Origin of the sequence: Natronosalvus rutilus (assembly GCF_024204665.1) — an archaeon.
GTDB classification, from domain to species: Archaea; Halobacteriota; Halobacteria; order Halobacteriales; family Natrialbaceae; genus Natronosalvus; species Natronosalvus rutilus.
Genome location: NZ_CP100355.1, coordinates 1,748,613 through 1,767,837, shown reverse-complemented (window position 1 = coordinate 1,767,837; position 19,225 = coordinate 1,748,613). Strand labels below are relative to the sequence as shown.

Annotated in this window: 21 protein-coding genes and 2 tRNA genes; 18 read left to right on the top strand and 5 right to left on the bottom strand. The window is 64.8% G+C overall.

Translation table 11 applies throughout. The annotated features are described in order from the left end of the window. Positions 1-89: 89 nt before the first annotated feature. The 13 genes from NGM29_RS08515 to rpsB all read left to right on the top strand — a co-directional run bounded on the left by NGM29_RS08515 (position 90) and on the right by rpsB (position 6,479). Positions 90-172, top strand: a tRNA-Ser gene (locus NGM29_RS08515). A 106-nt stretch (positions 173-278) separates the two neighbouring features. After that, positions 279-800: a 30S ribosomal protein S13 gene (locus tag NGM29_RS08510; protein ID WP_253433936.1), complete on the top strand. Its 522-nt coding sequence runs from the start codon at positions 279-281 to the stop codon at positions 798-800. Further along, positions 800-1,321: a 30S ribosomal protein S4 gene (locus tag NGM29_RS08505; RefSeq protein ID WP_254160147.1), complete on the top strand. Its 522-nt coding sequence runs from the start codon at positions 800-802 to the stop codon at positions 1,319-1,321. The genes NGM29_RS08510 and NGM29_RS08505 overlap by 1 nt, the downstream gene beginning before the upstream one ends. Before the next feature lies 1 nt (position 1,322). Next, positions 1,323-1,709 carry a 30S ribosomal protein S11 gene (locus NGM29_RS08500; protein WP_253433931.1) on the top strand — a complete coding sequence of 129 codons (387 nt, stop codon included), beginning with the start codon at positions 1,323-1,325 and terminating at the stop codon, positions 1,707-1,709. A gap of 3 nt (positions 1,710-1,712) precedes the next feature. Continuing rightward, the gene (locus NGM29_RS08495) at positions 1,713-2,462 is read left to right on the top strand and encodes a DNA-directed RNA polymerase subunit D (protein WP_254160145.1); all 750 of its coding nucleotides are present in this window, start codon (positions 1,713-1,715) and stop codon (positions 2,460-2,462) included. Between the two features lie 178 nt (positions 2,463-2,640). Continuing rightward, positions 2,641-2,725, top strand: a tRNA-Leu gene (locus NGM29_RS08490). 159 nt (positions 2,726-2,884) lie between these two features. Further along, positions 2,885-3,253, top strand: a complete 369-nt coding sequence (locus NGM29_RS08485; RefSeq protein WP_343233696.1) for a 50S ribosomal protein L18e — start codon at positions 2,885-2,887, stop codon at positions 3,251-3,253. Next, positions 3,253-3,702, top strand: coding sequence for a 50S ribosomal protein L13 (locus NGM29_RS08480; protein WP_254160143.1), 450 nt, complete (start codon positions 3,253-3,255; stop codon positions 3,700-3,702). Before NGM29_RS08485 ends, NGM29_RS08480 begins: the two co-directional genes overlap by 1 nt. After that, positions 3,696-4,094 (top strand): 30S ribosomal protein S9, encoded by a 399-nt coding sequence (locus NGM29_RS08475; protein WP_254160141.1) that lies wholly within the window; start codon positions 3,696-3,698, stop codon positions 4,092-4,094. Before NGM29_RS08480 ends, NGM29_RS08475 begins: the two co-directional genes overlap by 7 nt. Positions 4,095-4,106: 12 nt before the next feature. Further along, positions 4,107-4,301: a DNA-directed RNA polymerase subunit N gene (locus NGM29_RS08470; protein WP_254160139.1), complete on the top strand. Its 195-nt coding sequence runs from the start codon at positions 4,107-4,109 to the stop codon at positions 4,299-4,301. Beyond that, a complete protein-coding gene (locus NGM29_RS08465) occupies positions 4,298-4,477 on the top strand; it encodes a DNA-directed RNA polymerase subunit K (protein WP_254160137.1) in 180 nt (59 codons plus the stop codon). The genes NGM29_RS08470 and NGM29_RS08465 overlap by 4 nt, the downstream gene beginning before the upstream one ends. Beyond that, complete coding sequence (eno, locus tag NGM29_RS08460; protein ID WP_254160135.1) at positions 4,474-5,679, top strand: phosphopyruvate hydratase; 1,206 nt, start codon at positions 4,474-4,476, stop codon at positions 5,677-5,679. The genes NGM29_RS08465 and eno overlap by 4 nt, the downstream gene beginning before the upstream one ends. Next, complete coding sequence (rpsB, locus tag NGM29_RS08455; RefSeq protein ID WP_254160134.1) at positions 5,676-6,479, top strand: 30S ribosomal protein S2; 804 nt, start codon at positions 5,676-5,678, stop codon at positions 6,477-6,479. The genes eno and rpsB overlap by 4 nt, the downstream gene beginning before the upstream one ends. A 180-nt stretch (positions 6,480-6,659) precedes the next feature. Here rpsB and NGM29_RS08450 read toward each other — a convergent pair whose 3' ends face one another. Then, entirely contained in the window at positions 6,660-7,271 is a 612-nt protein-coding gene (locus NGM29_RS08450) for a trimeric intracellular cation channel family protein (RefSeq protein ID WP_254160512.1), read from the bottom strand. A 226-nt stretch (positions 7,272-7,497) separates the two neighbouring features. Then, positions 7,498-8,745, bottom strand: coding sequence for a DegT/DnrJ/EryC1/StrS family aminotransferase (locus tag NGM29_RS08445; protein ID WP_254160133.1), 1,248 nt, complete (start codon positions 8,743-8,745; stop codon positions 7,498-7,500). 244 nt (positions 8,746-8,989) lie between these two features. On the opposite strand from NGM29_RS08445, the gene NGM29_RS08440 reads away from it, so the two are divergent. After that, positions 8,990-10,603 (top strand): alkaline phosphatase family protein, encoded by a 1,614-nt coding sequence (locus NGM29_RS08440; protein ID WP_254160132.1) that lies wholly within the window; start codon positions 8,990-8,992, stop codon positions 10,601-10,603. A gap of 2 nt (positions 10,604-10,605) precedes the next feature. Beyond that, positions 10,606-11,622 carry a GNAT family N-acetyltransferase gene (locus tag NGM29_RS08435; protein WP_254160131.1) on the top strand — a complete coding sequence of 339 codons (1,017 nt, stop codon included), beginning with the start codon at positions 10,606-10,608 and terminating at the stop codon, positions 11,620-11,622. A gap of 266 nt (positions 11,623-11,888) precedes the next feature. Here NGM29_RS08435 and NGM29_RS08430 read toward each other — a convergent pair whose 3' ends face one another. Beyond that, positions 11,889-12,155 (bottom strand): MarR family transcriptional regulator, encoded by a 267-nt coding sequence (locus tag NGM29_RS08430; RefSeq protein ID WP_254160130.1) that lies wholly within the window; start codon positions 12,153-12,155, stop codon positions 11,889-11,891. 312 nt (positions 12,156-12,467) lie between these two features. Between NGM29_RS08430 and phoU the strand changes: the two genes are divergently transcribed. Further along, positions 12,468-13,139, top strand: a complete 672-nt coding sequence (phoU, locus tag NGM29_RS08425) for a phosphate signaling complex protein PhoU (RefSeq protein ID WP_254160129.1) — start codon at positions 12,468-12,470, stop codon at positions 13,137-13,139. A gap of 181 nt (positions 13,140-13,320) precedes the next feature. On the opposite strand, the gene NGM29_RS08420 is transcribed toward phoU, so the two are convergent. Beyond that, positions 13,321-13,734: an EamA family transporter gene (locus NGM29_RS08420; protein ID WP_254160128.1), complete on the bottom strand. Its 414-nt coding sequence runs from the start codon at positions 13,732-13,734 to the stop codon at positions 13,321-13,323. Between the two features lie 711 nt (positions 13,735-14,445). After that, positions 14,446-15,102, bottom strand: a complete 657-nt coding sequence (locus NGM29_RS08415) for a DUF7344 domain-containing protein (protein WP_254160127.1) — start codon at positions 15,100-15,102, stop codon at positions 14,446-14,448. A gap of 164 nt (positions 15,103-15,266) precedes the next feature. On the opposite strand from NGM29_RS08415, the gene NGM29_RS08410 reads away from it, so the two are divergent. Further along, complete coding sequence (locus tag NGM29_RS08410) at positions 15,267-16,001, top strand: MBL fold metallo-hydrolase (RefSeq protein WP_254160126.1); 735 nt, start codon at positions 15,267-15,269, stop codon at positions 15,999-16,001. 123 nt (positions 16,002-16,124) lie between these two features. After that, positions 16,125-19,193, top strand: a complete 3,069-nt coding sequence (locus NGM29_RS08405) for an efflux RND transporter permease subunit (protein ID WP_254160125.1) — start codon at positions 16,125-16,127, stop codon at positions 19,191-19,193. Positions 19,194-19,225 lie beyond the last annotated feature (32 nt).

Here is a 19,225-nt window from a genome sequence, read left to right as displayed (position 1 = left end):
GCCCTTAAGTACTGGCCACGGGAAGTGACGGGTGCAATACGAATGTAGGGGGTCGGCCCCGAGTCCGGAAGGGCGACGATGACCACGGTGTCGTGGTAGCCAAGCGGCCCAAGGCGCATGGTTGCTAACCATGTGGCGTCAAGCCTCCGGGGTTCAAATCCCCGCCACGACGTCGATCACCCACTCGCAGCCGGCCACGAGTCACGGGACCCAAACATACAACCCGTGATCCGTCGCCGGCGAGAGCCGATCAACGAACCACAGACGACCTACAACACATGAGTGAGGAAGAACCGCAAGAACAGGAGGAAGACGAGCTTCAGTACTTCGTCCGGATCGGGCAGACCGACCTCGACGGCACGAAGTCCGTCGAACGCTCGCTCGCCGAGATGAACGGGATCGGCCGACGTGCCGCCCGGATCATCGCGGAGGAAGCCGGCGTCGACCGTACGGCGACGTTCGGTGCCCTCGATCAAGAGACGATCGACGAAGTCGTCACGCACGTAGAGAACTACGCCGAGGACGTCCCGGAGTGGCTTACCAACCGCCAGAAGGACTTCTACACCGGCGAATCGACCCACGAGATCGGGAACGATCTCCAGTTGACCCGTCAACACGACATCAACCGCATGAAGATGATCGACTCCTACCGAGGAGTCCGTCACAAGCGCGGTCAGAAGGTCCGCGGCCAGCGGACGAAGTCCACCGGTCGTACGGAAGGAACCATCGGCGTCAACGTCGAGGAAATCCGTGAAGAACAGGCCGAGGAAGCCGCGGCGGAAGCGGAGGATGACGAATAATGCCGCTGGGATCCAACACCAAACAGTACGAGACGCCGAATCACCCCTACCAGGGCGAGCGCATCTCGAGCGAGCACGCGCTGCTCGACCGCTACGGCCTGAAGAACAAAGAAGAGCTCTGGCGAGCCCAGTCCGAACTTCGCTCGTACCGACGCGAGGCTCGTGATCTGCTCGCCCAGCCACAGGACGAAGCGACCGTCATCAACCGGACCGAGGAGTTCCTCGGACGCCTCAAGCGCGTCGGGATCCTCAACGAAGGCGACGAACTCGGCGCCGTCCTAAGCCTCGAGATCGAGGACGTCCTCGAGCGCCGTCTCCAGACGGTCGCCTACCGCAAGGGACTGGCCCAGACGCCACAGCAGGCGCGCCAGTTCATCACGCACGGCCACATCGTCCTCGACGGTCAGCGCCAGCGAATCCCGTCGTACGTCGTCGACGTCGACGAGGAGGACCTGGTCGACATCGACGAGAACAGTCCGATCGCGGACGAACTCCACCCGGCACGAGCGGAGGGTCAATAACATGGCAGACGACGACAAATGGGGCATTGCCCACGTACACGCATCGTTCAACAACACCGTCATGACCGTGACCGACCTCACGGGTGCGGAAACGATCGCGAAGTCCTCCGGCGGGACGGCGGTCAAGCAGAACCGCGACGAGGCGTCGCCGTACGCGGCCATGCAGATGGCCGAGTCCATCGCCGACGAGATCAAGGCGGCCGGCATCACCGGCCTCCACGTCCGCGTTCGCGGTCCCGGTGGCAACCTACAGAAGTCCCCCGGACCCGGCGCACAGGCGACGATCCGCGCGCTCGCCCGTGCAGGTCTCGAGATTGGCCGCATCGAAGACGTCACGCCGATCCCCCACGACGGATCGCGCGCACCCAAAGGCAAGGGCGGCTACTAGATCATGACTGAAGCGTACGACGTCGAGTTCGTCGAACGCGACGACCGGAGCGCGCGCTTTCTCGTCCGCGGCCTCACACCCGCGTTCGCCAACGGCATCCGCCGGGCGATGATCGCGGACGTACCCACGATGGCGATCGACGAGGTTCGCTTCATCGAGAACTCGTCGGTGATGTTCGACGAGCAACTCGCGCTTCGACTGGGGCTCGTCCCGCTGACGACGCCCCCGGAAGGCGAGTTCGTCGAGGACGACACCGTCACCCTCTCGATCGACGTCGAAGGACCGGCGACCGCCTACTCGGGCGACCTGGTCACGAGCGACGACCTCGTTCGGCCCGCCGACGAGAACGTCCCGATCATCGATCTCAAGGACGGACAGCGCCTCGAGGCCGAGGCCGACGCCGTGATCGACCGCGGCAAGGACCACGCCAAACACCAGGGCGGCGTGGCCGTCGGCTACCGCCACTTACAGCGCGTGACCGTCGAGGACGACCTCTCCGAGTTCGAAGACGAGGAGACCCAGATCGTCCGCGGCGTGATCGAAGAGGACGGCGAACTCGTTCCCACGAGCGAGTTCGGCCACGACCTCTCCGAGCGCTACCCCGGCAAGCAAGTGCGCGTCGAGGACGTGGCCGGCGCGTTCGTCTTCCACGTCGAGACCGATGGCTCGTTCAGCGTCGAGGAACTCGTCACGCGCGCGGTCGATTCGATCGACCGCCGCGCGGCCGAACTCGAGGAAGCCGTTCAGCTGTAAGCGTCCCCCGAACAACGAACAACACACGAACCACCAATGATCCGACGTCCCACCCCCGTTCACACACACGCTGGGTCGCCATCGACGGCCGTCGAGGCCGCGAGCGGCGAAACTGGCAGCCGATCGGACTCCCAAATCGAAAGGGGTTTTACGGGGCGACGGGTACGGAGGAGTGCGAGCAGGGATAGCCAAGTCAGGCCAACGGCGCAGCGTTCAGGGCGCTGTCTCGTAGGAGTCCGCAGGTTCAAATCCTGCTCCCTGCATCACTTCTCCGATCGAAATCGGACGCCGACCGCTCGAGGAACGGTTTCGGCCGAGTCTCGAGCGTTCGTCGGCGTCTCGACGACTACGACTACGATTGCGACTACGACCGCGATTGCGGCTGCGACTTCGACTGCACCTGCAATCGCGACGCAGACCGAATCTGGAGGAAATCAATGAGTACAAAGACCAATCCGCGACTCACCGATCTCATCGCCGAGTTGAAGTCGACGTCCCGACAGCGGGACGCGGCCGTCTGGCGAGACATCGCGGACCGTCTCGAGAAGCCCCGCCGCAACCACGCGGAAGTCAACCTAGGGCGGATCGAGCGGTACGCACGCGAGGAAGAGACCGTCGTCGTCCCCGGCAAGGTGCTGGGGTCCGGCGCACTGCAAAAGAACGTTACCGTCGCCGCCGTCGACTTCTCGTCGTCGGCCGAGACGAAGATCGAACAGGTCGGCCAGTCGGTCTCGCTCGAGCAGCTGCTCGAGGAGAACCCCGACGGGTCGAACGTCCGGGTGATCGCCTGATGAGCGTCGCCGAATACGACGCCGACGTCGTCGTCGACGCCCGCGACTGCATCCTCGGCCGCGTGGCCAGCGAGGTCGCCCAGCGCGCCCTCGACGGCGAGCGCGTCGCCATCGTCAACGCCGAAGACGCCGTGATCACCGGCGACAAGAACGACGTGTTCGAAACCTACCGGACGCGCCAGCAACTCGGCTCCGACAACGGGCCGTACTACCCGCGTCGTCCGGACGCCATCCTGAAGCGCGCCGTTCGCGGCATGCTTCCCGCGAAGAAGCCCCGCGGCCGCGAGGCGCTCTCGAACGTCCGCGTCTACGTCGGCAACCCCTACGAGGGCGACGATGACTACGAGGCCGAGGTCCTGGAGGGCACGTCGCTGGACCGACTCTCGAACATCCGCTTCGTCCACCTGCACGAAGTCTCCGAACAGTTAGGTGCTAACGTCACATGGTAACGAACACGAGTGGAAAGAAGAAGACGGCCGTCGCCCGCGCCACGGTGCGCGAGGGTGAGGGTCGCGTCCGAATCAACTCCCAGCCGGTCGAGCTGGTCGAACCCGAGATGTCCCGACTGAAGATGCTCGAGCCGTTCCGCATCGCGGGCGACGACCTCCGCGACGGGATCGACGTTGAAGTCCACGTCGAGGGTGGCGGCGTCAGCGGACAGGCCAACGCCGTCCGCACCGCCATCGCGCGCGGCATCGTCCAGCACGCCAACGACGCCGAACTCCGCGACGCGTACATGGAGTTCGACCGCTCGCTGCTGGTCAACGACGTTCGACAGTCCGAACCCAAGAAGTGGGGCGGCCCCGGCGCACGGGCCCGCTACCAGAAGTCCTACCGCTGAGGTGATCAAGATATGATGGTACCGGTCCGGTGTTTCACGTGCGGTAACGTCGTCGGCGAACACTGGGAAGCGTTCGACGAGCGAGCGAACGAGGGCGGCGAGGACCCACAGGAGGTCCTCGACGATCTCGGCGTCGACCGCTTCTGTTGCCGACGCATGCTCGTCAGTCACACCGACCTCGTCGACGTCGTCTCACCCTACCAATGATGCAACAACGCCACAACCGATACGAGAAAGCGCGCATCCTCGGCGCTCGAGCGCTGCAGGTGTCCTACGGGGCACCAGTGTTGATCGACACGGATCAGTCCGAACCGATCCTGATCGCGGCCGAGGAGTACGACGAGGGCGTGTTGCCCTTCACCGTCCATCGAGGAGGGAAATGACGCGCATCACCGACGTTCGACTCCGGGAAGTGCTGGACTCGCGAGGGAACCCGACGGTCGAGGCCGACGTCCTCACCGAGAGTGGCGGATTCGGCCGCGCCGCGGCCCCCTCGGGAGCCAGCACCGGCGAGTACGAAGCGATCGAGCGGCCGGCCGGCGAGGCCATCGCCGCCGCCCGCGAAACCGCCGTCCCGCGTCTCGTCGGTGAGGCCTTCGCCGGCAACCAGCGCGAGGTCGACGGCATCCTTCGGGCGGCCGACGGTACCGACGACTTCTCGGAAATCGGCGCCAACAGCGCGGTCGCCATCTCGATGGCCGCCGCCAAGGCAGGCGCCGACGTACTCGGTGCGCCGCTGTTTCAGCATCTGGGCGGTACCTTCCGCGGCGACAACTTCCCGGTTCCGCTCGGAAACGTCGTCGGCGGTGGCGAACACGCCGCCGACGCGACGGACATCCAGGAGTTCCTCTCGGCACCGGTCGGCGCCCCGAGCGTCGCCGAGGCCGTCTTCGCGAACGCGGCGGTCCACGCCGAGGTCTCGGAACTGCTCCACGAGCGCGACGTCGCCGCCGGCAAGGGCGACGAGGGCGCGTGGGCACCGTCTATCGACGACGCCGAGGCCTTCGACATCGTCGATGAAGCGGTATCGACCATCGAGGACGAGGTCGGCTTCGAGATCCGGTTCGGCCTGGACGTCGCCGCTGCCGAGATGTACGACGACGACGCCGGCGTCTACGAGTACAGCAACACGACTCGAGACACCGACGAACAGATCGCCTACGTCGCCGACCTCGTCGAAGAGTACGACCTGGTCTACGTCGAGGACCCCCTCGACGAGAACGACTACGAGGGCTTCGCGAAACTCACCGAGAAGGTGGGTGACCGGACGCTCGTCTGTGGTGACGACCTGTTCGTCACCAACACCGAGCGACTGGCCGAGGGGATCGAACAGGGTGCGGCAAACAGCATCCTGATCAAACCCAACCAGATCGGGACGCTCACCGACGCCTTCGACGCGATCGAACTCGCCCGCGCGAACGGCTACGAGTCGATCGTCTCCCACCGCTCGGGCGAGACCGAGGACACGACCATCGCACACCTCGCCGTGGCGACGGACGTCCCGTTCATCAAGACGGGCGCCGTCGGCGGCGAGCGAACCGCCAAACTCAACGAACTCATCCGAATTGCAGACGATGCGACATGACTGAGGACAACGCACAACAGGACGGACTCGACGCCGCCGAGGCGGAGATCGACGAGGAGCCAGCCGAAGGGGCCGGCCCCGCCGCCGAATCCGCCGACGAGGACGTCGAGCCAGTAGACGAACAGAACGCCGAGGCCGGCGATGCGGCGGCCGCGGACGAACAGGAAGAAGAGGAGCCAGCCGGACCCACGCTCGACGACGACGTCATGAGCGACGAGGAGGCCGACCTCCTCATCCCTGTCGAGGACTACCTCGGCGCCGGGGTCCACATCGGGACCCAGCAGAAGACCCAGGACATGGAGCGGTTCATCCACCGCGTCCGGACCGACGGCCTCTACGTGCTGGACGTCTCGAAGACCGACGGCCGCATCCGCACGGCCGCGGACTTCCTCGCGAACTACGCGCCCGAACAGATTCTGGTGACCTCGAGTCGCCAGTACGGTCGCTTCCCCGCCGAGAAGTTCGCCGAGGCCGTGGGTGCACGCGCCCGCACCGGGCGGTTCATCCCGGGGACGCTGACCAACCCCAAGTACGACGGCTACATCGAGCCAGATGTCGTGGTCGTCACCGACCCCATCGGTGACGCCCAGGCCGTCAAGGAGGCCATCACGGTGGGCATTCCGGTCATCGCGATGTGTGACTCGAACAACCAGACGAGCAACGTCGACCTCGTCGTCCCGACGAACAACAAGGGGCGCAAGGCGCTGTCGGTCGTCTACTGGCTGCTGGCCAACGAAACCCTCGACCGCCGCGGTGCAGAGCCCAGCTACGCGCTCGAGGACTTCGAGAGCCTGGTGTAAGGCCGCGTTTCGATCGTGTTTTCCGCGAGTTCGAGCCGGTGAGCGGCGGCGCCAGCGCTGTCGTTATCGGTGGTGTCAGAGCAGCTAGCGAGCAGATACTGGGACTCGAGGTACGCGTCGAGGCTCTCGGGAGGACAAAGTCCCTACTCACCGGCGACAGTCTCGAGTTCGAGGAGAGACCTACTCGCCGGTGACGGCCTCGAGTCGCTGGGCCGTTGGCACGGTCCAGCCCCGCGAGAGGGCGAGCACCCGGGTCCCGACGGTGACGGTCGCACAGGCCGCAGCCGCCAGGGTCGCGTCGGCGGCGAGCGCCGTGAAGAGCCAGTAGGCGCTCCCGCCGAGGACGGCGCAACTGGCGTAGAAGTCCTCGAAGAGGATGAACGGGGACCGATCCAGCAACAGGTCGGCGAACGCGCCGCCGCCCACGGCGTTGATCGTGGCGATGGCGACGACGCCGAACGCCGGCAAACCGATTTCGATGGCGACGATCGCTCCCGCCGTGGCGAACGCCGCGAGGCCAATAGCGTCGGCGTACAGCGTGATCGGTCGGTCGTCGGGTGCCTCGAGCCAGGCGTAGAGGACGACCGCCAGACAGACGCCGAGGAGTCCGAGAGCGACCTCCCCCACGTTCTGCAGGGCGAGCGGGACGCGGCCGACCAGCACGTCGCGCGTCGCACCGCCGGCGAACGCGGTCACGAGGCCGACGACGGTGACGCCGAAGAGGTCGAACTCCGCCCGAATCGCTTTGGCGGATCCGACCAGGGCGAACGCGACCAGCCCGATCGCATTCATCACGAGGAAGGGGTCCACGACGAGCGTCTGAAATCGACTCACTACGAGTGGCCACGAGCGAGACGGTATTGACTGTGTCGGACGATCGTTCGCGACTTGAGGCGCTTTTCAGGAGAATTTCGCACCTCGAGCCCGAAGCCAATGCTACAAATTATATAGTAAATGATGTAGCGCGGCTACCAGGACATCCGTCCTGGCGCGTCGTGAGGCGAGAATCGAACGCTCGTCACCTGGGCTCGAGGCGGCGCTCGATAGCCCGTTCTACCGCACGAATCGAGTCCGGATCGATGTGCTGGTGAACCGGCAGGAGGACGACCGTCTCGGAGAGCCGGTGGGCCGTCTCGTAGGCGGGATTCTCGAGCACCGACCGCGAGAGCCGCGGCCAGGTGTGCACGCCGCGGACACCGTGGGACTCGAGCAGGCGACGGAGCCGTTCGGGTCGATCGGTTCGGACGGGGAAGACCTGGGGGCAGACCCCCGGCGGGGGCGTCTCGAAGAGGGGGTCGACGTCGGGACGGTTCGCGAACAACGCGGACCAGGCGCGGTAGTTCTCCCGTCGACGCGAGCGGATCTCGTAGGGGTCCGTTCCCGCGAGTACCGACGCAGAGAGCCGCGACAGACGCCGCTTCGACGCCTCGTATCGACGATTCGAATCGGGAATCTCCTCGCCGCCACGATTGGTCCTCGAGACCCTGGTGGCAGCGTCCTCGAGTGACGGACGTCGAGCGAAGGCGTTGGTCGCGAGCGATTTACAGACGAACGCGAGGTCCGACCGTCGAACGCGACCGTCGACGCCGGCCAGGGTGGACGGCTCGAATCGCGCCGAAACGTCCGGATCCGAGAGGTAGAGTGCCGCCCCGTTCGGGATCGCCAGCAGTTTCCACAGGCTGGTCACGCCGACGTCGCCTCGCGTTCCGAGCAATCGACCACGCTCGAGGCTGAGCGGGCCGTGTGCGTTGTCCTCGACGTGGGAGCAGTCGTACTCGTCGACCAGCGATTCGATTACGTCGAACCCCCGTTGGGGGAACCCGAAGTAGTTCACGGAGACGACGGCGAGCGTCCGGTCGTCGATGCGGGACTCCAGGTCCCGCCGGTTTGGCGCGAGCGACTCGGTGATGGCGTAGTGCCGGGGTTCGAGGTCGAGTTCGCGAATCGGTTCGACGACGGCGTCGGGCAGGTACGCGGGGAGGAGGACGTTCGTGGCCGCTCCTTCGTCCAACGCCAGGAGCGTCGCGAGGCCGTCGCGGAGCGCCGCCTTGCTCGAGCCGTAGTACGCCATTTCGTCGGCACGTCCCTCGAGGTAGGCGGCGACGGTCGGGCGATTCGGGTGAGACGCCAGAGGGGTGTCGTCCGCGAGCGCACCCGTGGCTCGGAATCGAGTCGGCGCGATGAACGCCTGCTCGAGGAGAGGGCGTCCGCCGTCGCGTATCGACGCGAGTACCGACGGCGTTCCCCCGATCATTGCTTCGTCCATGCCCGCTTGCCGTCGATCGATTTCCGTCCTGCCACCATTGGCGAAGCCACCCGCCCTGCCATCATCGGTGAAACCATGGACAGCCACCGGCTTAGTGATGCGGACGATACGGATCGATTCGGTCGTTCAACGTCGGCTTACAGCCTCCCAGAACCCAGCTGTATCGTCCGCCGACCAGGGGAAGTCTCGACGTACACGGTCAATACAGTTGCATAACAATGGTGCCGACGACCAACACTCGACTATGGATGACGACGGACCACAACTGCTCGTCGTGGGGCTCGACGCGGGCTGTTTTCCGGTGCTCGAGCCACTGTTCGAGGCGGGAACGACGCCGACGCTTCGTCGCCTGTTCGAGGTCGGTGCCTGCGGCCCGCTCGAGTCACAACTGCCGCCGTGGACGGCGAGTGCCTGGCCCAGCCTCTACACGGGACAGAACCCGGGCAAACACGGCGTCTACGACTTCCTCCGGTTTGACGGCTACGACTGGGACGTCGTCAACGCCTCGCACGTCCGCGCCCGGCCGGTCTGGGAACTGCTGAGCGACCACGGCCTCTCGAGCGTCGTCGTCAACGTGCCCGTGACCCACCCAACGCGGGAGTTCGATGGCGCGCTGATTCCGGGAATGACCGCGCCGGAGGATCCGCCGTGTCATCCGGGAGGGATCCTTGAAGAAATCGAAGCCGAGTGTGGCGAGTACCGGGTCTATCCCCGAAGCGGCCCCGAACCCGCGACGTCGATCGAGAGCTACGAGCGGACGATAGCGGGACGGGGCCGGGCCTTTCGGTACCTCCTCGAGCGATTCGAACCCGCGTTCGCCTTCCTCCAGTTCCAGCAGACCGACTCCGTGTTTCACGAGCGCCCGGGCGAGAAGCGAGCCATCGAGGCGGTCTATCGGGCCGTCGACGACCAGCTCGCCCGGATCATCCTCGAGTTCGAGCCGGACAACGTCCTCGTCGTCAGCGACCACGGTATGGGCCGGGTCGAGGGCTGGGAGTTTCGCATCAACGAGTTCCTCCGCGATCGGGGCGACGTGGTCGCAAAGCAAGGCGGCGATGGGATGCCCACCTGGTCGCGAGCCTGGCAGAACGACCTGCTCGAGGGCGAGTCGGCGGGTGCCCACGACCGAAGCGCCCTCGAGCGAGCGACGAACCTGGCGGCCCGGGCTGGGATTACGACCCAGCGCGTCGCCGACGTGCTCGACCGTGTCGGACTGAAAGAGGCCGTGGGTAAGCGGGTGCCGAACGACGTGATCCGGTCGGCGAGCGAGCAGGTCGACTTCCCGAACTCGAAGGCGTACCTCCGCTCGAAAAGCGAACTCGGCGTCAGGATCAACCTCGAGGGACGAGAGCCCAACGGGCAGGTGTCGACCGGGGAGTACGACGCCTATCGGCAGGCCCTCATCGAGGACCTCCGTGCCGTCGAGACGCCCGACGGCGAGGTGATGTTCGAGGCCGTCGAGCCGCGAGAGGCGGTCTTCGACGGTCCCGAACTCGAACGAGCGCCCGACATCGTGACGGTCCCGGCAGGCTTCGATAACGCGGTCGTCGAGGGACTCGAGGGCGAACACTTCGCCGAGCCCTGGGAGTCGTGGAACCACAAGCGAACGGGCGTGATCGCCGCGGCCGGGACGGGTTTTGACGAGGACGCCTCGCTCTCGGGTGCAACGATCTTCGACGTCGCTCCGACCATCTGCTCGTTCTTCGACGTGAACGTCGACGCGGCGATGGACGGCGAGGCGCTCCCGGTGGTCGAGGCGAGCGAGCGCGCCGAGTACCCGAGCTACGAACCGGACGCAATCACGGCCACCGAGGACGCAGTCGTCGAGGACCGACTGACGGACCTGGGGTACCTCTGACCATGGGCATCGAAATCGAGCGATTGGACGTCCGCGAGGATGCCGACGAGTGGAACCGGTACGTCGAGCGCGCAGACCGGACGCACCCGCTCTACCGGGCCGAATCGCTCGCGCTGCAGGCGGAGGACACGAACACGACGGTCCACCCGCTAGTCGGGTTCAAGGGGCAGGAGGTCGTCGGTCTCTTTCCCGTATTCGAGTTCAGGAAGGGGCCGGTTACGGGCGCGTTCTCGCCGGCGCCGTACTCATGGGCCTGCTACCTCGGACCGGTCACGTGCAACCTCGAGAAGCTGAAACGGCGCAAGATGGACCGGCGAACGAAGGCGTTCCTGGAGGAGAGCCTCGCGTGGGTCGAGGCAAACCTCTCGCCGATGTACGCCAAGTTCGAGTCGGTTCGCATCGGCGACGTTCGCCCCTTCGTCTGGAACGGCTACGAGGTCGAGCCGAAGTACACCTACGTCGTCGACCTCGGGGACGACCTCGACCACTTGCTCGATACATTCAGCGGCGACGCCAGATCCAACGTGCGAAGCGCCGACGACTTCGAGGGCGTGTACGTGATCGAGGAGGGGTCCATCGACGACATCGACCGAATCGTCGAGCAGGTCCGGTCGCGCTACGCGAGCCAGGGGCAGTCGTTTCACCTATCCGCTGGGTTCGTTCGATCGCTATACGAAGAACTCCCCCGGGGGTCGGTCCGGCCCTACGTCTGTCGCGTGAACGGTGACTTCCAGGGCGGCATCCTGGTGCTCGAGTCGGACTCGACGCGGTATCGCTGGCAGGGAGGGGTGAAACCGGACGCGGACGTCGACTTACCGGTCAACGATCTGCTCGACTGGCAGGTCATGCGCGACGGTCTCGAGACCGGCCTCGAGCGCTACGACCTGGTCGGAGCGGGAGTGCCGAGCATCAACCGCTACAAGGCGAAGTTCAACCCGCGTCTCGAGACCCACTATACGGTCACGTCTGGGGCGTTCGGACTCGACGTGTTGATCGACAGGTATCGGAAGCGAAAGTGAGACGGGAGCGGTCGCTCGCGATGAGGCGGTCGGCGCGTGAGGAAGCGGTCGACGCGCGAAGTGCATACAAGCGAGCCACTACTCGAGGGGTGGACCGGCAGGTCACTACACAATGGACATGCCGGCGGGACACTACTCGAGAGACAAACCGACCGCTCACCAGACGAGCGATCGAAGAATGGGTGGCCCGGTATGGTGGTGCGATGCTGTGACAGGGTCGACGGGGTGGGCCACCCCCGAACCGGAGCGAACGGCCGAATCGGCCGTTACAACTCGCCGTCGACCGTGTAGATCGACCGGCGCGCGTCGCGAAGTGACGGGCGGCTGTCGATACAGTCGACGTTCTCGAGTTTCGTGAGCGCGTAGCGGACGGTCCGCGCGCACAGCCGAGACTCCGTCGCAATCTCTTCCTGGGTCATCGCGCCCTCGTACTCGAGTACCTTGTAAACCAGCTTGGCACTCGGTGGGAGGTCGCTGACCAGTGTACTCTGCGTCGATTCGTCGCTAGTGTGTTCGGTATCTGTGACGCTCATTGGTCGAGGCGGGTCGGTACGTCGACAGACCACGGATCCCACTATCAACGGCCCCCATCGTTCACGGAACTATGGGGTCACTATACGTCGATACACTGTGATTGACACGCTTCGAGCCTGAAACCGATAAAACGGGCCGTAGCGGCGATTTTCCGTCAGTACAACGATCACATATAGGGTGTATAATCGTTTCTGCCGTAGCAAACGAGGGTCCGGTCGGGCGTGATCGACGCGCTCGGAGGACGGACCGACGACGCGGCGGCGACCCACACGTACGTAAGGTATTTGGACGCCCGCCGTGGTGATTCTTGCATGGCCAGAACCTCCTACCAGGAACAGCTTCTGGAACTCCGATCGGACATCTGTTACATGGGCGAAGTCGTCATGGAACGCCTCCGGATGGGCCTCGACGCACTCGAGCAAAAGGACGAGGACCTCGCCAACGAGGTCATCACCGGCGACGGCGAGATCAACCGGATGTACCTCGACCTCGAGCAACAGTGTATCGACCTCCTGGCACTCCAGCAGCCAGTCGCCAGCGATCTGCGGTTCATCGCCTCGTCGTTCAAGGTTATCACCGACCTCGAGCGGATCGGCGACCTGGCGGTCAACCTCGGGGAGTACACCATCGACGCGGAACAGGATCTCTTTCCCGACGTCGACGTACAGGCGATGGGCGAACTCACCCTAGAGATGATCGACGACGCGATGCAGGCCTACGACGAGGAGGACGTCGACGCCTGCCGTGAACTCGCGGTGCGAGACGACGACCTCGACCACTTCGCCGAACGGGCGAGCGAGATTGTCGTCCGCGATCTCATCGAGCGGGAACTCGACGCACCAGACGAGGTCGAGACCCTCCTCCAGGACGTCTCTCGCCTCCTGTTGACGATTCGAGACCTGGAACGGGTGGGCGACCACGCGGTCAACATCGCCGCCCGGACGCTGTACATGGTCGAGAACGACGACGAACTCATCTACTGAGTCGCCAGCTCTGTTGAATCCCTTCGTAGTTGATAGGAATCGCGTGCTGAATATAGAGAGTGGATACAGCAAACTGACTTTGTCTGTTGCGGGCATCCTCTGTTGAATCAACCGGTCAATAGTCCTGCCTATCGTTTGGTTCTTGCCCGACGATTCAGCATGAGTGTTCGTTGAAGAGAAATTACGTAGCAATCAGGATGACTGCGACGCCACCGAAGGCGATGCCGAGCGCCTTCTTCGCTGTAACTGCTTCTCCCAAAATGATGATGCCGAGGAATGCCCCACCGACGAGGAACATCCCAAAAACCGGAACGACGATGCTCACGGGGCCGGTCGAGAGTGCGCGGAAATACCCAACCATAGCACCGGTAAGACAGAGCCCAGCCGCAAGTGCGAACGGGACAGACCGACTCGTCAGAGACTGAACCGACCAGTCGCCAAACAGCGCTGCCACGGTCGTCGCTCCGACAGCCAGTGTGATGACTGCGATCGGCATGACGGTGAACGCTGGCAGTCCCTGCAGTGCTATTTTCATGAACAGAAAGGCAAACGAATAGCAGACCATCGCTAGCAGGGCCCACAGGACGTAGCTCACAAATACCACTCTTCTGAGTCTGTGATGATTCGGTGCTCGTGCCAGTAAATCATAAATCTTGCACAAACATTAGAGATGTTTGACTATAAAATCAGTGCTGGTAGAGTACAACCGAATACGACAGTGCTCGCTACCTCATCTGTACTGAGCGATGGCACTGTCCATCACCTTGAGGAAAGCTCTCATGCTGTATTCGCGCTCTGAGTTCAGCACGGGTTGTTCGAACTACTCAGTTCCTGTCAGGAGTGGCGTGACCGATTTAGAGGACGTAGTCAGCATGTCCGTAGAGTTCAAACGGAAGAATTGTGGACAAAACTTATTATTTCTTATCAAAATGAGATAGAGCATGGTACACTGCCCTGACTGTGAAGTAACGCTCTCGGAGAAGGAGGATGTCGAGTTCGTAGAAATGGACGCTACTACTGGGTTTTTCGCAGCGTCAAAACGATTCTACCTGATTGCGTGTGGGCACTGCGGCGCGGCAATCGGCGGCGGTGTAGCAGGAGCAAAGGCCTGATACGCCAACGTAGTAGCCGTAGTGTCTGCATTTGCCGTCGATAGCTTCGTTAAAAGCCTCCAATATGCAGTGCAACATTCGCGCTCTGTATTCAGCAGTCATACTGAAACCGATCACCGCTCGAGGGGTTCAACGAAGCCGAGTCGCCCACGTTGCAGCGCGATTAGGGTCGGCGACCGATCATACTACCGCCGTCACCGACTGATTCTGGTTTGTATCGCCTCGAGGTCGAGTCCGTTCATCCATCCCGTTGCCACCAGTGCGTGGAAAATCGACAGCATTGCGAACGAGGAGACGACGAAACCAGCGGCGGCAAGCGCGGGGAACGGGAGAACGCCGCCCGCCGCCAGACCGACCAGGGCGACGCCGAGACCGGAGAGGGTGAGGTACGGTCGCCACCACGCTCGAGCGATTCCGTCCTCGTCCTCGTCCTCGACTCCGCCCCCGGCCTCGGACGTGGTGAGGTACTCGTCGAAGTGTTCGACGAGCGCCAGCGGGGTGACGGCCCCGCGGTCCTTGTGATAGCGCACGACCCCGTACTCGTCGAGTTTGGGCAGGTGCGTCTGGTAGAGCGAGATGTAGACCCGCTGGCGCTGGCGGGAGGTCAGTCTCTCCGGCGTCGTCTCCTGTTCGCGTGCAGCGACCCACTCGGCGAGCTCCCGGACGTCGACGGGTTCGTCGCGCCGACGGAGGTACCGGAGCGTATCGCGCCGACGACGCGTCTGTAAGATGTGATACCGGTCGTCGGGCGGAAGCGACGGTGGAGAGTCACCCGAACGACGCCCGGCGGTCGCTGACGCTTCCCTGACCGCTAACGCCGGATCCGGCGGGTTGGACTCCCCGGGACTCATTTGTACGTTACCCGATACGTAAATCACATTATATAAATTGATGGTTTCACCTATCACTTTTGATAGGACGGTCGGCGCACATCGTTTCACCAGATCGACCGAACGACGGCACGGTCTCGAGCCGTCAGCGAACATATATCCGTGATCCGGCCACATCTACGAGTATGCGCGTCACGTTTCTCGGCACCGGCAGCGCGATCCCGACCGGTGAACGCTTCCAGACCGGGTTGCTCGTCCAGGACGCGGGACGGACCGTCCTCGTCGACTGCGGCGCCGGCGTCCTCCAGCGCCTCCAGCAGTCTGGCGTCGGCTTCGAGGCGGTCTCGAGCGTCCTCCTGACCCACCACCACCTGGATCACGTCTCCGACCTGCTTCCATTGATGAAGGCGCGGTGGCTCGCCGGCGAAGAGCACCTCGAGGTGGTCGGCCCGCAGGGAACGAAGGCGCTCGTCGACGGCTTGCTCGAGGTCCACGAGTACATGCAGGACAGACTCAAGTTGCGGATCAGAGAGGTCGTTCCGGGCTCGTTCACGGTGGCTGACTTCGACGTCGAGGCCTACGAGACGCGTCACTCGCTGCCGTGTCTGGCCTACCGCTTCGGCGATTACGTCACCTTCAGCGGCGACACGGAGGCGTTCGCGGGGCTGGCGAACTTCGCCGACGGCTCGGCGATCCTGATCCACGACTGTTCGTTCCCCGACGACGTCGACGTCTCGAACCATCCCACGCCGAGCGAACTCGGGCAGGTCCTCGAGGGTCACGAAATCGGTCGCGTCTACCTGAGCCACCTCTACCCCCACACCGACGGCCGTCACACGGAGATGCGCGAGTCGATCGCTCGCCACTACGACGGCGACGTGCGATTCGCCGAGGACCTCCAGACGGTTTCGGTCGAGTAGCCGTCTTGGGCCCGATCGAACCAGCGTCGTCTCGAGACGCGCCGTCATCAAGTTATATACTCGCGGCCTGTCAACGGCTCATCGAATGCAGGGAGACGGGTCGCACGGTCGGCAGGTGGTCGCGTGAGGCGACGCTCCCGACTGGTCGAGGCGATCGCGACCCACGCGCGTCTCGTGCTGGTCGGCTGTCTCCTCGCGACGCTGTGCTTCGGCGCGGGGATTCCCGCTCTCGAGACGGACACTACCCTCGAGCAGTTCCGGACCGACACGCCCGAGAGCGAGGCGCTCGCATACGCCGATCGCCACTTCGAGGAACGAGACGAGAACACGACGGCCGTTCACGTCGTCGTCACCGACGAGAACGCCCTCGAGCGCGAGTCGCTGCTCGAGGGCCTCCGGTTCCAGCAGTCGCTCCGCCAGGACGAGACGATCGGACCGACGCTGGTCGAGAACGACTCGACGATCGGCGTCGAGAACGTCGTTGCTACGGCGATCATCCGGCTGGAACAGGCGGACGAACTCGAGAATCGATCCGACGACCTCGAAACCCGGGTGAGCGACATCGAGGAACGGATCGACGACCTCGACGCCGCCCTCGAGCGGGTGGGCTCGCTCCAGGCCGACTACGAGGTCCTGAACGACTCCTACGCGGCCGGCGAGGTCAGCGACGAAGAGTACGACCGACGGTCAACCGCCATCGAGGCCGATCTGGACGCGACGGTTTCGAACGCGACCGCCGACCTCGAGAGCGAACGAACTGCGCAGTTCGAGCGGGCGGCCGCGACCGTTCGGGCAATAGAGACCGAGATGGCCGATCTGGAGCGCCAGCGAGCCGCGGGCACCGTCACGGACCGGGAGTACGAGGCTCGAATGGAGGTGCTCGTAGACGACCGCGAGCAGACCGTCGTCGACGGCTCGCGCTGGTTGTTCGGCGACGAACACCAGTCCCTCCAGCAGGAAGCGAAGGAACTCGAGGACGAACGCGACGCAATCGAGCGCCTCGACCGCCCGCCGCTCGAGGAGCAGATTTCGGCCCTCGAACGCGCCGACGACGACCGGTTCGACCGGGCGATCACCCTGGTGCTGGCCGAGGACGGCCCGGGAAGTGCGGCGGCGCTTCGCCTCCTCCCGTCGTCGTACGAACCGGGATCTCTGGAATCCGACGAGCGACTGTTGCTCGTGACCCAGTCGCTCGACCGCGGGTCGGGACCGCCCGGCGAAATCGGTCCCGGCGTCGTCGAGAGCCAACTTGCCCTCGAGGAGCGCGTGCTCGAGCGCGGCGAGGAGAATCTGGTCTTTGGGATGGGGCTGGTAGCTGACGAAGTAGACCGTGCGGTGAGCGACAGCCTGGTGATCGTCGGCCCGCTCGCGCTGCTCTTCGTGATCGTGGCGCTCGCCATCGCCTACCGCGACGTTCTCGACATCGCGCTGGGCGTCGCGGGCACGGCGGCGGTGCTCGTCTGGACGCTCGGGATGGCCGGGTGGGCTGGCGTCGCGTTCACGCAGGTGTTCGTGGCCGTGCCCGTCCTGCTGATTGGGCTCTCGATCGACTACGCGATCCACGTCGTGATGCGCCACCGCGAGGAACGCGAGGGTGGAGACGACGTTCGAACGTCGATGGCCGGCGCGCTCGCAGGGCTCTCAACGGCGTTCGTGCTGGTCACCACGACGACGGCCATCGGCTTCCTCGCCAACGTCGTCAGTCCGATCGACCCCATCAGGGAGTTCGGGGCCGTGAGCGCCTTCGGTATCGTCTCCGCACTCGTCGTCTTCGGGGCCGCGGTTCCGGCCGCGAAGGTCGAACTCGACGCCGCCCTCGAGGCGCGAGGCTTCGACCGTCGTCGACGGGCGATCGGCGGGAGCGACCGCGTCGCCGGAACGCTCGCCGTCGGCGCGATCGCCGCCCGGAAAGCGCCGCTCGTCGTCCTCGTCTGTGCCCTCCTGGTGACCGCCGGCGGCGCCTACGGGGCGACCCACGTCGACACCACGTTCGACGAACGCTCGTTCCTGGCGGGCGACTCTCCGTCGTGGACAGGTAACCTCGGCCCGCTCGCCCCCGGCGAATACCGGATGCAGTCGTCGCTCGACGTGCTCGAGGAGCGCTACCAGCGCGAGGGCGGACAGGTGCAGATCCTGTTGCGTGGCGACGTCACGGCGGGTGGCACCCTCCAGCGAGTCGAGGACGCGACGGCGCGTGCAGAGGCGAGCGAAGTGGTGTACGTACTCCCGGACGGCAAACCCGACGTTCGTTCGCCCCTGTCGGTGATGCGGGCGACGGCCGACGAGAGCGAATCCTTCAATGCGACGTTCTCGCTGGCCGACCGGACCGGAAACCGCGTACCCAACCAGAACCATCTGGGGCTCTACGACGGCCTCTTCGAGTACAACCCCGACTCGGCGAGCGATCTCGTCTACCGCAGCGAGTCCGGCGAGTACGAGGCGATTCGACTGCTCGTCGGGGTGCAGACCAGCGCCGAGAGCGACGAGACGGCCGCGGAAATGCGGGCGGTCGCCGCGGTGCTCGAGGGCGATGGCGACTCCGGCGACGCCGTCGCGACTGGCGGGCCGCTCAACACCTACGCACTCGAGCGAACCCTCTTCGAGAGCGTCGTCGGCGCGCTCGCGGTCGCACTCGGGGCAATCGTCGCCCTGCTTGCAGTCGGCTACCGACTGACCGGGCGCGGAGCGACGTTGGGCGCCGTGGCCGCGATTCCCGTCCTCGTCGCACTCGGCGCCACGCTGGGGACGATGGCCCTCCTCGGCCTCCCGTTCAACGTCCTGACCGGAATGGTGGCGAGCTTAACGATTGGCCTCGGGATCGACTACAGCGTCCACGTCACGACCCGGTACACGCGCGAACTCGAGGCACTCGAGGCCGGCGTAACCGCGTGGGACGCCCTCGAGCGGACGCTGTCGACGACCGGCGGTGCGCTGGCCGGGAGCGTGGCGACGACCGGCTGTGGCTTCGGCGTCCTCGTCGTCGCCCTCGTTCCGTTGCTTCGGCAGTTCGGGCTGGTGACAGCGCTGACGATCGGGTATGCCTTCCTCGCGAGCATCCTCGTCCTGCCGACGCTACTCGCAACCTGGACGCGGTATCTAGCTCCGGAACCCTATCGCGTTCCGTCGCTCGCGGACGTCCCCTGGAGGACGTCGCTGTGGTCTCGACCGACTCGAGACGACGATCAGGAGTGAGCAGCGGTCGTCGTGTGAATCACCCGTCCACC